The sequence below is a fragment of the Flaviramulus basaltis genome, assembly GCF_900114265.1.
GTDB classification, from domain to species: Bacteria; Bacteroidota; Bacteroidia; order Flavobacteriales; family Flavobacteriaceae; genus Flaviramulus; species Flaviramulus basaltis.
Window position 1 is genome coordinate 180643 of the sequence record NZ_FPKV01000001.1, and the last position, 14423, is coordinate 195065.

General features: G+C 32.3%; 12 protein-coding genes. 7 read left to right on the forward strand and 5 right to left on the reverse strand.

Annotation, left to right across the window (positions count from 1 at the left end):
* Positions 1 to 55 precede the first annotated feature (55 nt).
* From BT151_RS00840 to BT151_RS00860, 5 genes are all read right to left on the reverse strand, one after another.
* Positions 56 to 445, reverse strand: a complete 390-nt coding sequence (locus BT151_RS00840) for an ExbD/TolR family protein (RefSeq protein ID WP_072399713.1) — start codon at positions 443 to 445, stop codon at positions 56 to 58.
* Between the two features lies 1 nt (position 446).
* Positions 447 to 1148, reverse strand: a complete 702-nt coding sequence (locus tag BT151_RS00845) for a MotA/TolQ/ExbB proton channel family protein (protein WP_171946592.1) — start codon at positions 1146 to 1148, stop codon at positions 447 to 449.
* Positions 1149 to 1324: 176 nt separating this feature from the next.
* On the reverse strand, positions 1325 to 2719 hold the full coding sequence (gene nhaD, locus BT151_RS00850; protein WP_072399714.1) for a sodium:proton antiporter NhaD: 1395 nt from the start codon (positions 2717 to 2719) through the stop codon (positions 1325 to 1327).
* Between the two features lie 10 nt (positions 2720 to 2729).
* Positions 2730 to 3956, reverse strand: a complete 1227-nt coding sequence (locus BT151_RS00855; RefSeq protein WP_072399716.1) for a Glu/Leu/Phe/Val dehydrogenase dimerization domain-containing protein — start codon at positions 3954 to 3956, stop codon at positions 2730 to 2732.
* 153 nt (positions 3957 to 4109) lie between these two features.
* Positions 4110 to 5174 (reverse strand): anhydro-N-acetylmuramic acid kinase, encoded by a 1065-nt coding sequence (locus tag BT151_RS00860; RefSeq protein ID WP_072399718.1) that lies wholly within the window; start codon positions 5172 to 5174, stop codon positions 4110 to 4112.
* 94 nt (positions 5175 to 5268) lie between these two features.
* On the opposite strand from BT151_RS00860, the gene BT151_RS00865 reads away from it, so the two are divergent.
* The 7 genes from BT151_RS00865 (at position 5269) to uraD (ending at position 14408) form a co-directional block, all read left to right on the forward strand.
* Entirely contained in the window at positions 5269 to 6411 is a 1143-nt protein-coding gene (locus BT151_RS00865) for an acyl-CoA dehydrogenase (RefSeq protein ID WP_072399720.1), read from the forward strand.
* Between the two features lie 152 nt (positions 6412 to 6563).
* Positions 6564 to 7043 (forward strand): nucleoside deaminase, encoded by a 480-nt coding sequence (locus tag BT151_RS00870; protein ID WP_171946593.1) that lies wholly within the window; start codon positions 6564 to 6566, stop codon positions 7041 to 7043.
* Between the two features lie 6 nt (positions 7044 to 7049).
* Positions 7050 to 8468, forward strand: a complete 1419-nt coding sequence (locus BT151_RS00875; protein ID WP_072400943.1) for an FAD binding domain-containing protein — start codon at positions 7050 to 7052, stop codon at positions 8466 to 8468.
* Positions 8461 to 10785 (forward strand): xanthine dehydrogenase molybdopterin binding subunit, encoded by a 2325-nt coding sequence (locus BT151_RS00880; RefSeq protein ID WP_072399721.1) that lies wholly within the window; start codon positions 8461 to 8463, stop codon positions 10783 to 10785. The genes BT151_RS00875 and BT151_RS00880 overlap by 8 nt, the downstream gene beginning before the upstream one ends.
* Positions 10786 to 10789: 4 nt before the next feature.
* Complete coding sequence (allB, locus tag BT151_RS00885) at positions 10790 to 12133, forward strand: allantoinase AllB (RefSeq protein ID WP_072399723.1); 1344 nt, start codon at positions 10790 to 10792, stop codon at positions 12131 to 12133.
* Positions 12130 to 13536, forward strand: coding sequence for a urate hydroxylase PuuD (locus BT151_RS00890; RefSeq protein WP_084647816.1), 1407 nt, complete (start codon positions 12130 to 12132; stop codon positions 13534 to 13536). The genes allB and BT151_RS00890 overlap by 4 nt, the downstream gene beginning before the upstream one ends.
* A gap of 5 nt (positions 13537 to 13541) precedes the next feature.
* Complete coding sequence (uraD, locus tag BT151_RS18720) at positions 13542 to 14408, forward strand: 2-oxo-4-hydroxy-4-carboxy-5-ureidoimidazoline decarboxylase (protein WP_216231052.1); 867 nt, start codon at positions 13542 to 13544, stop codon at positions 14406 to 14408.
* Positions 14409 to 14423: the final 15 nt, after the last annotated feature.

Genomic DNA, 14423 nt, shown 5'->3' on the forward strand with positions numbered 1-14423 from the left:
TAGAATCTTTATTTTATATTAGGAAACGATACTTTATCACCGATAACCCTTTAAATTAAGGCTTTACAGCTAATATAACTTTAAACTTATTTCTGTTAGCAATATCCATAACCTTAACAACATTTTCAACAGGTACAGATTTTTCGGCTCTTAAAACAATAGTAGGTTTTTCTTGTGATGAAAGCGCTGCAAGTAATTCATTTTCTAAAACACTTTCACCTACTCGTTTTTGATCTATATAATAAGTTAAATCTTTTTTTATACTAACCGCTACAGACTTTTTATTTTCTGTTTTACCACTCGCTTTTGGCAATAAAATATCAATAGCATTAGTGCTAACAAGTGTGGAAGCTATCATAAAAAATATAAGAAGCAGAAACACAATATCTGTCATAGACGACATATTGAATTCTGGTGTCACCTTATTTCTTCCTCTAAAATTCATATTATGTAGGTTCGTTTAAGTGATCTAAAAATTCTAACGAATTCGCTTCCATTTGATAAACAACTTTATCGGTTTTAACAACTAAATGGTTATATGCCATATAAGCTACAATACCCACTATTAAACCCGCTACAGTTGTTGTCATGGCAGTATATAACCCACTTGCCAAAACATCCATTTGTATAGTACCTCCTGCATTAGCCAATTCAAATATGGCTAAAATCATTCCAATTACTGTACCAAGAAACCCAATCATTGGGCCTGCTCCAGATATAGTTGCTAGAATACTCACGTTTTTTTCTAGTCCGTAAATTTCTAAACGTCCTGCATTTTCAATAGCTGTGTTAATATCAGCTAGTGGCTTTCCTATTCTTGAAATTCCTTTTCCTATTAATCGAGATACTGGTGAATTTACTTGAGCACAAAGCATTTGAGCAGAATCAATTTTACCATTACTAACATGGTCTTTAATTTGATTCATAAAATTAGCATCAACTTTTGAAGCCGCTTTTATAGCAAAAATGCGCTCAAAATAAATATAAATAGCCCCTACAAGTAATATAAACAGTACTGCAATTATAACTTGTCCCGCAGCACCACCACTACTAATTAGTTCAATTATTGAAAGTGTTTTTTCAACTGATTCTCCATCAGCCGGTACTTCTACTACTTCTTGTATGTTTAGTAATAATGTATTTAGCATATAATATTAAATTTATTGCAACTTAATAACGTTAGTTTTTCTTTTAAAGTATAAAGCTTCACCTTTTGCTTATTTCCGTGAAAGCGATAACTTGTTTATTTGTCTCTGTTTCCTTTTTGTTGAGAATGGCAATTTTTCGAAGACCTATTCAAAACACTAATATTTTAATTCTTAATTTAAAATAAAGTTCTAGTAAACATAAAAGCTACTGATCCCACTAGAAAACCTATTAAAGCTAACCATGAAATCTTTTTTAAGTACCAGAAAAAATCTATTTTTTCCATACCCATTGCAACTACTCCAGCTGCAGAACCTATAATTAACATACTACCTCCTGTACCTGCTGAATAGGCTATAAAGTGCCATAATTCATCATCCATAGGTTCGTGAAACATCCCTAAACTTGCTGCTACTAATGGTACATTATCAATTACAGCAGAACCAACACCAAGTAAAAGAACCACTAAATCTGAAACTCCTTCCCCTGTATGTATCTCAGTTCCGAGCATTGGCATAGAATCTTGTAATGAGTTAGCGAAATTAAATAAGATACCCAACGATTCTAAAGCTGCAACTGCCATTAAAATACCTAAAAAGAAAAGTATACTTGGTAATTCTATTTTTGATAGTGAATGATGCACAGGGCTATGGTGAGCGTGGGCGTCACTTTCCTCTGAATCATACTCAGTCATACTAAATTTAGAACTACTATAAATCTCAGCAAATATGGCCACAACTCCTAAAGACAGCATCATACCAACATAAGGTGGTAAATGTGTAATCATTTTAAATATTGGTACAAAAACAATAGCACCTAAGCCTAAATAAAGCATAGTTCCACTAAACTTAGATTTCTTTTTCTCTTCTACTTCTTCAACATCTAAATCTCCTTTAAATATTGGTAAAAATGAAGCGATAAAAGAAGGCACTGCCATACATAAGAATGAAGGAATAAATAAATAACCAACTAAATGGTCTGTTGACACCTTTTTACCAATCCATAACATTGTGGTTGTTACATCTCCAATTGGTGACCATGCTCCACCTGCGTTTGCTGCAATAATAATTAAACCTGCATAATAAAGACGAACGTCTCTATCTTTTACTATTTTTTGAAGAATAGAAATCAGTACTATAGTTGCTGTAAGATTATCAATAATAGCAGATAAAATAAATGCTAAGATTGAGAAAATCCATAAGATTTTTGTTTTCTTTTTTGTTTTAACAAAATCTTTTATGGTTGAAAACCCATCAAAATAATCTATAATTTCAACAATAGTCATGGCTCCCAAAAGGAACACTAATATTTCGGAAGTTTTACCTAAATGATGAAGTAAGGTTTCTTCCATAAGATGCATCTTTTCATCTGATGTGAAATTCCCAAAACCTTCTAATAATGAATGGTTAGCAGAATCAAACCATTGCGGAAAGCCTTCTAAACCTAGAGCAATTAGCGCCCAACAAATAGCCATCATGACCAATGCTGGAATTAATTTATCTATTTTTATACTATGCTCTAAAGTAATGGCTAAATATCCCATTACAAATACCAAAATAATTGCTGCTTCCATAAATTTATTTTTAGATAAGTTGGCTTAGTGCTATTTCAAATGCTGTTGCACTAATTTCTGTTTTTGATTTATTTTTATTGTAAATTTTTTCTATTGCTTCTCTAATTATATTTGATGTGTCATTAAATATGGCTTCATCAGTCATTTGTACACGTCTCTCCATAAAATATGCAAAAACACGAGCCATTCCACAGTTTGAAATAAAATCTGGAATTAAACTCACACGATAATCGGTATGCTCCATAATTGGTCCGAAGAAAATTTCTTTGTCTGCAAAAGGCACATTTGCTCCACAGGAAATAACTTCTAAACCGCTATCAATCATTTCATCAATCTGATTAATTGTAATTAATCTTGATGCGGCACAAGGTGCGAAAATTTCTGTTTTTATTGACCAAATTTTCTCGTTAATTTCATTAAATGGAATTAAATTTTCTGCTTCTAGAGTATTTCCTTTTTTAGCTAAGAAAAGATTCGTTATTTCTTCAAAAGTAAAACCTTCTTCTTTAATTAACCCGCCTGCTATATCAATAATTCCAACAACTTTAGCTCCCATTTGCGATAAATAAAAAGCTGCTGCGGCACCTACATTACCAAAACCTTGTATTACGGCGCGTTTACCTTCAACTGTACCACCATAAACATTATAATATTGTTTCACCGCTTCTGCAACGCCAAAACCGGTAATCATATCTGCAACTGTATATTTTCTTGAAACATTAGGAGAATACTCTGGGTTCTCAATAACCTTTATAACCCCTTGACGTAACTGACCTATTCTATTAATTTTATCAGCTTCAGTAGGTTTGAAATGACCATTAAAAACACCCTCTTGAGGATGCCAAACACCACTTTCTTCTGTTATTGGAATAACTTCATGAATTTCATCTACATTTAAATCACCACCCGTTCCATAATAACTTTTAAGTAGTGGCGAAACCGCTTTATACCAACGTTCTAAAACACCTTTTTTTCTTGGGTCTTGAGGGTCGAAATTGATACCTGATTTTGCACCACCAATAGCCGGACCAGAGACTGTAAATTTAATCTCCATAGTTTTTGCTAAAGACAACACCTCGTTCATATCAAGTCCTTTTCGCATTCGTGTTCCTCCACCAGCAGCTCCACCGCGTAATGAGTTTATAACAACCCAACCTTCTGCTTCTGTTTCAGAGTCTTTCCAATTAAAAACAATTTCAGGTTCTTTATTTTCGTACTTTTTTAATAATTCTTTCATTTATGTATTTATATGATTCGTTTTTAGCTTGTAATTAAATTTTTTGAAATTTTATTTAAGTGTAGCTAAAGCTGATTCATAAGGAAAGTATTAAATTATTAATGTAACAAATATAAAAAACTAAAATCCTTTAAGATTAATTTTTTGTTATTTTTAAGGTATATATATTTTGCCAGAACTGTGATCTTTTATTGCCCCCGTAACACTTTTTAAGCAATTAACTTGTTCTCTGAGTTTTAGCACACCTAGCAACCCAAAAATTAAGGCTTCCTTGTACTCAATTACCTCATTTTTAGGAATTATAATAGTATGTTTAGAATGTGCTTTTATTCTATTTATTAGATAACTATTATACACACCACCACCAGTAACTAAAACGGTTGCATTATTCTTTTTATTTATTTCTGAAGATATTTGAATTGAAATATGCTCAACAACTGTTTTTAAAACATCTTTAACTTCCAAATTAAAGCTATTTATTAATGGAAAAATATATTTATTCACCCACTCTAATCCTAAGGATTTAGGATAGTTTTCTTTATAAAACGCTATTGAATTTAATTGGCTTAGTAATTCTTGATTAATAATTCCTGTTGAAGCTATTTTACCGCCATCATCATAATTAAAACCAAGTTTGTTTACATAATGATTTAACACAATGTTTACCGGACAAACATCATAAGCAATTCGGTTTTCTTCTATTTCAGTTGAGATATTTGCAAATCCGCCCAAATTTAAACAGTAATCATAATTAGCAAACAATAATTTATCACCAATTGGTACTAATGGCGCACCTTGCCCACCAAGCTCAACATCTCCAACTCTAAAATTGCAAACAACCTTTTGCTTTAATAATCTTGCTAAAACTGGCTTATTCCCTATTTGGTAGGTTAATTTTTTTTCTGGCTGATGTAATGCAGTATGCCCATGAGAACAGACGGCATCAATATTATTTATATCATATTTTTTGATAAAATTTTCAATAATACCTGCTAAATAAATAGTGTAATCTTCATCTATTTGCTGTAATTCTTCAAGCGAAAAAGACACCAATTTTTTCAATACATTATACCAATCGTTGGTGTAGCTTACGGTTTCACAATGAATGATTTCAAAACGCCAAAAATCATTAAACTGGAATTTCACTAAAACCAGATCGATTCCGTCTAAAGATGTTCCAGACATCACCCCAATAATATTGTATTCATTTTTTTCCATGAGAGGTAAAAATAATAATCCCAACTGAAAAATTAACACTAATAAGCTATATTTGTAAATATTTTTTACCAAAACATCATTTTAATTACGAATTATGAATTTTAGTCTTTCCGAAGAACATATTATGATACGCGAAGCTGCTCGCGATTTTGCACAAACAGAATTACTACCAGGTGTTATTGAACGAGACAACAAACAAGTGTTTCCTAATGAGCTAGTTAAGAAAATGGGCGAACTTGGATTTATGGGTATTATGGTAGACCCAAAATATGGCGGAAGCGGTATGGATGCTATTTCTTATGTTCTTATTATGGAAGAATTATCAAAAATTGATGCTTCGGCTTCAGTAATTGTTTCTGTAAATAATTCGTTGGTTTGTTATGGTCTTGAAGCTTATGGATCTGAAGAACAAAAACAAAAATATTTAACCAAATTAGCAACTGGAGAATTTGTAGGTGCTTTTTGTTTAAGTGAACCTGAAGCTGGTAGTGATGCTACATCACAAAGAACTACAGCTATAGATCATGGTGATCATTACGTTATAAATGGCACAAAAAACTGGATTACAAATGGTGGTCGTGCCGATGTTTATTTAGTAATTGCTCAAACTGACAGAGATAAAGGTTCTCATGGTATTAATGCTTTTATTGTTGAAAAAGGTATGGAAGGTTTTCATGTGGGACCTAAAGAAGACAAGTTAGGAATCCGCGGAAGCGACACTCACACCTTACAATTTAATGATGTTAAAGTCCCTAAAGAAAACAGAATTGGCACAAATGGTTCTGGTTTTAGATTTGCAATGAAAACACTATCTGGTGGTCGTATTGGTATTGCTTCTCAAGCTTTAGGAATAGCGTCTGGTGCTTACGAGTTAGCTCTTAAATACTCAAAAGAAAGAAAAGCTTTTGGTACCGAGATTTGCAACCATCAAGCTATTGCTTTTAAATTAGCCGATATGTATACGGAAATTGAAGCAGCAAGGTATTTAGTAATGAAAGCTGCTTGGGATAAAGACCAAGGTAACAACTACGATAAGTCTAGTGCTATGGCAAAACTTTACGCCTCTAAAGTAGCTATGGAACATACCGTTGAAGCTGTACAAATTCATGGTGGTAATGGTTTTGTAAAAGACTATCACGTAGAACGTTTAATGCGTGACGCCAAAATCACACAGATTTACGAAGGCACTTCAGAAATTCAAAAAATAGTTATTTCTAGAAGTTTAATAAAGGAATAATTTCCTTTTCTTTATTAATAAGCTTAAATACTTTAATTCAAAACTAAAATAATAGGTCTAGTACCTAACTAACAAATAGGCAATTCTGTTTTTAAAATTGTATATTTGTTAGTTAGGCTTATCGCCTATTTCAAAATAATCAATTTAAAAAAATGAATATATTAGAAAGAGAAAAATTCATGCTAGAAGCCGTAAATGCTGCTTTAAAAGGCATGAATAATAATGAAGGCGGACCGTTTGGTTGCGTAGTTGTTAAAAACGGAGAAATTATTGGGCGTGGAAACAATAAAGTAACCTCAACTAATGATCCAACTGCACATGCCGAAGTTACCGCAATAAGAGATGCTTGTAAAAATTTGAATTCTTTTCAATTAGATGGCTGCGAAATTTACACCTCTTGCGAGCCATGTCCAATGTGTTTGGGGGCTATTTATTGGGCACGTCCAGACAAAGTTTTCTACGGAAGCAATCAAGCAGATGCCGCAAATATTGGATTTGATGACGAGTTTATTTATAAAGAAATCCCATTACCTTATGCAGAACGCAGCATTCCTTTTGAACAATTAGCAAGAGAAATTGCCTTAGAACCATTTCAAAAATGGCAAAAAAAAGAAGATAAAACAGAATACTAAATGCCAATGATTCAATTCATTCTGAACAATAAAACAATTAAGACGTCTCAAAATTCTGGAATGACTTTATTAGATTTTGTGAGATACGAACAAAGTCTAACAGGTACTAAAATTGGTTGTCGTGAAGGAGATTGTGGAGCTTGCACGGTTTTGGTTGGCACTTTAAAAAACAATGAGCACATTGAATACCAAAGCATCACCTCTTGCATTTCCCCTTTAGGAAACGCACATGGCAAGCATATAGTTACAGTTGAAGGCACAAACCTTCAAGATAAATTAACAACAGCTCAAGAAGCCATGAAAGCTAATTATGCAACACAATGTGGTTTTTGCACACCTGGCTTTGTTGTTTCTCTAACAGGGTTTGCTTTATCTAATTCTGAAAAAAATCACAATAATGCACTTAACGCTATTAGTGGTAACATTTGTAGATGCACAGGTTACAAAGCTATTGAAAAAGCAGCTTATCAAGTTGTTGAAAAATTACAAGACCAGAAAACTGACAACTCTTTTAATTGGTTAATAAAAAATGAATTTATTCCAGATTATTTTAAAAGTATCCCAAAGCGTTTAAAAGATTTAGATGTAAAAAACATACAGCAACCAAAGGGCAAATATGTGTCTGGTGGAACCGATTTATATGTGCAACAAGCTGATAATTTAGTAGACAACTCGGTACATCTTATCGCAGAAAAAGATTATCTAAAAGAAATTACTTTTAATAATAACATTTGCACTATTGGATCAAACTCAACAGTTTCAGATTTATGGAATAACACTGAGTTAAATGCAAAATTACCCAACTTAAGAAAATACTTAAAACTTGTTTCCTCAGAACAAATTAGAAACATGGCTTCCTTTGGAGGAAATCTTGTAAATGCTTCGCCAATTGCAGATATGGCTATTTTCTTTTTAGCCTTAAATAGTAAAATAACCATTACTAATGTAGAAGAAGAAAAAGAACGTATAATTTCTCTTAAAAACTTCTATCAAGGTTATAAAACATACGATTTAAAAGAAGGAGAACTAATTAAAAATATCACCTTTAAATTACCAACAGATCAAACCTTTTTTAATTTCGAAAAAGTGTGTAAACGAACCCATCTAGATATTGCTAGTGTAAATTCTGCGATTCAAATTTCTTTGGCAAACAACATAATTTCTACTGCTCACATATCAATTGGTGGCGTTTCTGCCATTCCAAAGTATTTACACAAAACTTCAAGTTTTTTAGCAGGAAAAACTCTTACCTCAAAAACAATAATTGAAGCAAACGATATTTTACAAGAGGAAATCTCACCAATAAGCGATGTTAGAGGCACAAGTGATTACAAACGTTTATTAGGAAGACAATTATTTTTTGCTCACTTTATCGAATTATTTCCGAAGCAATTCACTTTAAAAGATTTTGTTCAGCATGCATAAAAATAAATTAAATAATAGCCTAAATTTAAAATTAGATCATGTTTCTAATGCTTTAAAAAAAAGTGTAAAAAACATTGATTCTTATACGCATGTGCGTGGAGAATCCTTATATGTTGATGATGTTATTGTGCGACAAGGAACGTTCCATGCTGTAGTTTTTGATTCACCAAAGGCACATGGAATAATAAAAAGCATCGATTATTCTAAAGCGGAAGCTCTAGAAGGTGTAGAACGAATTTTCACCTGTAAAGATATTCCTGGTAAAAATGAAATTGGGGGTATTATACATGATGAACCTTTATTTGCTGAAAATGAAGTCCATTTTTGGGGAATGCCCATAGCATTAATTGTAGCTAAAACAGAATTTATAGCTAGAAAAGCACGAGAATTAATTCAAATTGAAATTGAAGAATTACCTGTTATTACAACTGCAAAAGAAGCTAAAGTAAAAGGAAGTTTTATTAATGCCCCGCGCTCTTTCAGTTTAGGTGATACTGAAAAAGCTTTTTCAAGTTGTGAATACATTTTTGAAGGTGAAACATTTTCTAATGGACAAGAACATTTATACATTGAAGCACAAGGTGCGTATTCCGAACCTTTAGAAAACGGAAATATAAAAATAACCTCATCTACTCAAGGTCCTACTTCTGTTCAAAAAACTATTGCAAATGTATTAGGGATTGCTATGCATAAAATTGAAGTAGATGTAACACGTCTTGGTGGTGGTTTTGGTGGAAAAGAAGACCAAGCAACACCATGGGCGGTTATGGCTGCTTTAGCCACTTATTATTTAAACAAGTCTGTTAAATTGATATTGAATCGTCATGATGATTTACGCATGACAGGAAAACGCCATCCTTATGAAAGCACTTATAAAATAGGATTATCCAAAGATTTAAAGATTTTGGCTTACCAAGTTGAATTTCTTCAAAACTCTGGTGCAGCTGCCGATTTATCTCCTGCAATTGCTGAGCGCACTTTGTTTCATGCTACCAACAGTTATTATGTACCAAATGTATTGTCAAAAGTTTTAAGTTGTAAAACAAACTTACCACCAAATACTGCTTTTAGAGGTTTTGGCGGACCTCAAGGCATGTTTGTTATTGAATCTGCAATTGCAAAAGCGGCCTCAAAAATTGGTGTTTCAGCAAGACAAATTCAAGAAACCAATTTATTAAATGAAAACGACACTTTTTCTTATGGACAAATTGCTAAAAAAGTAGAAGCCAAAAACACTTGGAATTCAGCTAAAGATATTTTCGATATTGATGCTTTAGAAGATGAAATTGAATACTTCAACAAAAACAATGCTACCTTTAAAAAAGGCCTCGCTTTAATGCCCATTACTTTTGGTATTTCATTTACAAATACATCAATGAATCACGCACGAGCCTTGGTTCATATTTATCTAGATGGAAGTATTGGCATTAGTACTGCTGCTGTAGAAATGGGACAAGGCGTAAATACAAAAATAATGCAAATCGCTGCACAAGTATTTTCTGTTTCTTTAGATAAAATTAAAATTGAAACCACTAACACAACTCGGGTTGCTAATACCTCGCCTTCCGCCGCTAGTTCTACAGCAGATTTAAACGGAAAATCGACCTTAATGGCTTGTAATTCATTATTAGAACGACTTAAAAAAGTAGCCTCTGAAAATTTAAATGTTTTAGAAGAAAACATAAAATTGAAAGATGAATTTGTTTACATAAATGATGAAAAATCAAACTTATCATGGACAGAACTCATTAGCAAAGCCATGTTTAATCGTGTGGCTTTAACTGAAAATGCCCATTACGCAACACCAGAAATTCACTTTGATAAAACCAAAGAAAAGGGACATCCTTTCGCATATCATGTTTATGGAACTGCAATTTTTACCACAACGGTAGACTGTATACGTGGTACTTACGAATTCGATTCGGTTAAAATCGTACACGATTATGGAAAAAGTATGAGTGAAGGTATAGACTTAGGTCAAGTTGAAGGTGCATTAGTACAAGGCATTGGCTGGATGACTATGGAGGAAATTGCATATAATAGTAACGGCAAGCTACTTTCTAACGCGCTCTCAACATATAAGGTTCCAGATGTTTTTTCAGTTCCAAAAAGTATTGAAGTTATTCCCGTAGAAACAGATGGTAACGATATGGCTATTTTAAAATCTAAAGCAGTTGGTGAACCACCATTAATGTATGGTATTGGTGCTTATTTTGCTATCCAAAATGCAATAAAAGCTTTTAATCCAAACTACAAAGTAAAATTTCATGCTCCAATGACCCCTGAAAAGGTTTTAATGAGTTTATATAGCGAATAACCTAATGACAGAATTTTTAATATATAGCAAACGTTGTTTTATCAACGATAGATTTGTTGAGTCTACAATTCACATAAAAAATGACAAAATTCATCAAATCTATAATGGTTACAATGAGCATAATGAAATACCGCTTTTAAATTATAATAATCTTATTGTAATGCCTGGAATTATTGATGCTCATGTTCATATTAATGAACCTGGTCGTGATACTTGGGAAGGTTTTGAAACCGCCACAAAAGCAGCAGCGATTGGAGGTATTACCACACTTATTGAAATGCCTTTAAACGCTAGTCCAGTTACAACCTCTATAAAAGCATTTAAAATTAAACAAAATGCCGCAGTAAACAAATTACATGTAAACTGTGGGTTTTATGGAGGTGTTATTCCTTCAAATTTAACAGATATAGAAGGTTTAATAAAAGAAGGTGTTTTTGGCATCAAAGGGTTTTTAACGCATTCTGGAATTGACGAATTTCCAAATGTTACTAAAAACCATTTAGAACAAATTGCGCCTATTTTAAAAAAGTACAACGTTCCGCTACTATTACATTGTGAATTAAGCGACAATAATGTACCTAAAGTTAATAATCCAAAAAGCTATCAAGAGTATTTACTATCGAGACCACAAAATTGGGAAACCAATGCCATTGATTTAGCTTTAGACATACAAAAACGTTTTGATATTAAAGTACATATTGTACATCTTTCAGCTTCTGATGGGATAAAAAAAATATTAGAACATAAGGAAAAAACCAACAAATTAACGGTAGAAACCTGTCCTCATTATTTATATTTTAATGCTGAAAACATTCCTGATGCTTCACCTATTTTTAAATGTGCTCCACCAATTAGAGAAGCCTCAAACAATGATAAACTTTGGGGATTTCTATTAGAAGATGGCTTTAATTTTATAGCTTCAGATCATTCTCCTGCGCCTCCAGAAATAAAACAACTTGAAACTGGAGATTTTTTTAAAGCTTGGGGAGGAATTTCGGGATTGCAATTCACATTACCTATTTTATATACAGAAGGAAAAAAAAGAGGTTTAAAACTGGAAAAATTAATTCCTTTGCTTACCAAAAATCCAGCCGAATTTTTAGGACTAGATTACAAAAAAGGAATATTAAAAATTGGTTATGATGCAGACATTTCTGTTTGGGATGACACTCATGAATTTAAAATCACTGAAGAAACCATTCAGCATAAACACAAAGGGACGCCATATTTAAATGAAGTTGTATTTGGAAAAAATATTCATACTTTTATCAATGGTGTTCAAGTAGTAAAAAATTCCGAACTTAAAACCCTTCAACAAGGACAATTCCTACTTAATAAAATTACATGATTGAAATTTTAATTCTTATAGCTTGGCTTATAATATTTACAATAATAATAGCTGCTACATACAAAACTCATCACCTAATTAATCACCATAAAAATGAGGGGAACAATGATGTAGCAGAGAACTTACAAACATCTCAAAACTGGTTTTACACCTTTATAATTATAGCTTCAATTAGTGGCATTGGCATTCTTTATCTTTTTTTAAAAGACACTATTTATGAAAGTCATTTATTTGAATGGCTTAACTTAACTATTCGCCTCATTCACATCACCTTTGGTATTGCATGGATTGGCGCTTCGTTTTATTTTGTTTTTTTAGAAAACGCTCTTAATAGAACAGATAATGTAAGAGATGAATTAGCGGGTAATCTTTGGGCCGTTCATGGCGGTGGCTTTTATTATTTAGAAAAATATAAACTGGCTCCAAAAAAGATTCCTAAAAACTTACATTGGTTTAAATACGAAGCCTATTTTACATGGCTTTCTGGTTTTAGCTTACTTACTGTTGTTTATTACTTTAATGCAAAATCATTTTTAATTGACCCCGAAGTTTTAGACCTTCAACCATTTCAAGCCATTTCTATAAGTATTATATCATTAATTATTGGATGGATTGCGTACGACCTTATTTGTAAAAAATTAAGCAATAACAAGGTTGTTTTTACAATCGCGATTACTGTTCTAGTTTTCTTTTTTGCTTGGTTTTATTCTCAAGTTTTTAGTGGAAGAGCTTCATATATCCATTTTGGAGCTTTACTTGGTACTTTAATGGCAGCAAATGTGTTTTTTATCATTATCCCTGGTCAAAAACGTATGGTAAACGCTGCTAAAAAAGGACTACCTCCAAACCCAGAAGATGGCAAAGCAGCATTTTTGCGTTCATATACCAATAACTATTTTACACTTCCTGTATTATTTGTAATGATTAGCAATCATTTTCCAAGTACTTTTGGAAATAACTATCAATGGATTGTTCTTATTGCTATTACTCTTGGAACAGCTGGTGTAAAGCACTATTTAAATATTCGTGAAAAAGGACAACTTTCTGTTTTAGTTATGCCAATTTCTGTTTTAATTTTATTAGGTGCTGCTTTTATGACTGCTCCTGTAAAACCTAAATATGAAAATTGTATAGAAACAGTATCTTTCAATGATGTTGTATTAATAATAAATAAAAGATGTATTACGTGTCATTCTTCAAACCCAACAGATGCTATTTGGAAAGTTGCTCCAAATGGTGTAAAGTATGATACAGCAGAACAGATTTATAATTTAAAAGACAAGATTTTTCAACGTGCTGTTGTGAGTAAGAATATGCCTTTTAATAACAACCAAACAGGCATGACACAAGAAGAACGAGATATGATTAATTGCTGGATGTCTCAAGGCGCATTAAAAGAATAAATATCATGACTTTAAATCAACTTAATTCACTTTCAAAACAGGATGCTTTTGCAAACTTAGAAACATGTTGTGTATCTAAAACATGGGTTTTAAAAATGTTAGAAAATAGACCTTTTAATTCGGAGGAAGAGCTTATTAAAAAAGCGGCTTCTATATGGTACAATGAGTGTTCTATTAACGATTTTAAAGAGGCTTTTACTGGTCATCCAAAAATTGGAGATATAAATAGTCTTAAAGAAAAATTCGCGCATACAGCAAATTGGGCAAATAACGAACAAGCTGAAGTTGCACAAGCAAACACTAAAACCATTGAAGCCCTAGCTGAAGCTAACAAGCAATACGAAAATAAATTTAAATATATATTTATTGTAAGCGCTAGCGGAAAATCTGCAGAAGAAATGTTAGCCATTATTAATGAAAGGTTACACCACAATTCTGAAGATGAGATATATATTGCTATGAATGAGCAACATAAAATAACCGTAATTCGTTTAGCAAAACTTATTGAGGACTTGTCTGAAAAAGCTAATTTAACAAGTCATATAACTACACATGCTTTAGACACCTCCATAGGAATTCCTGCAAACCAAATGCTTATTACTTTAAAAGGGTTACGAAACAATCAATGGAAACCAATGAGTTTAGGTGTTACAAATAATGATGGAAGAATTTCAGATTTACTACCGCCTGGACAATTATTAAGCCCTGGAGTATATACAATAACATTTAACACTGCTAGTTATTATAAAAGTAAAAATCAAAAAGGTTTTTATCCTGAAGCTTCTATTCAATTTGAAGTTAATAATACTAACCATTATCACATTCCTCTGCTAATAAACCCATTTGGTTATTCAACTTACAAAGGAAGTTAGATCACAATAAATAAA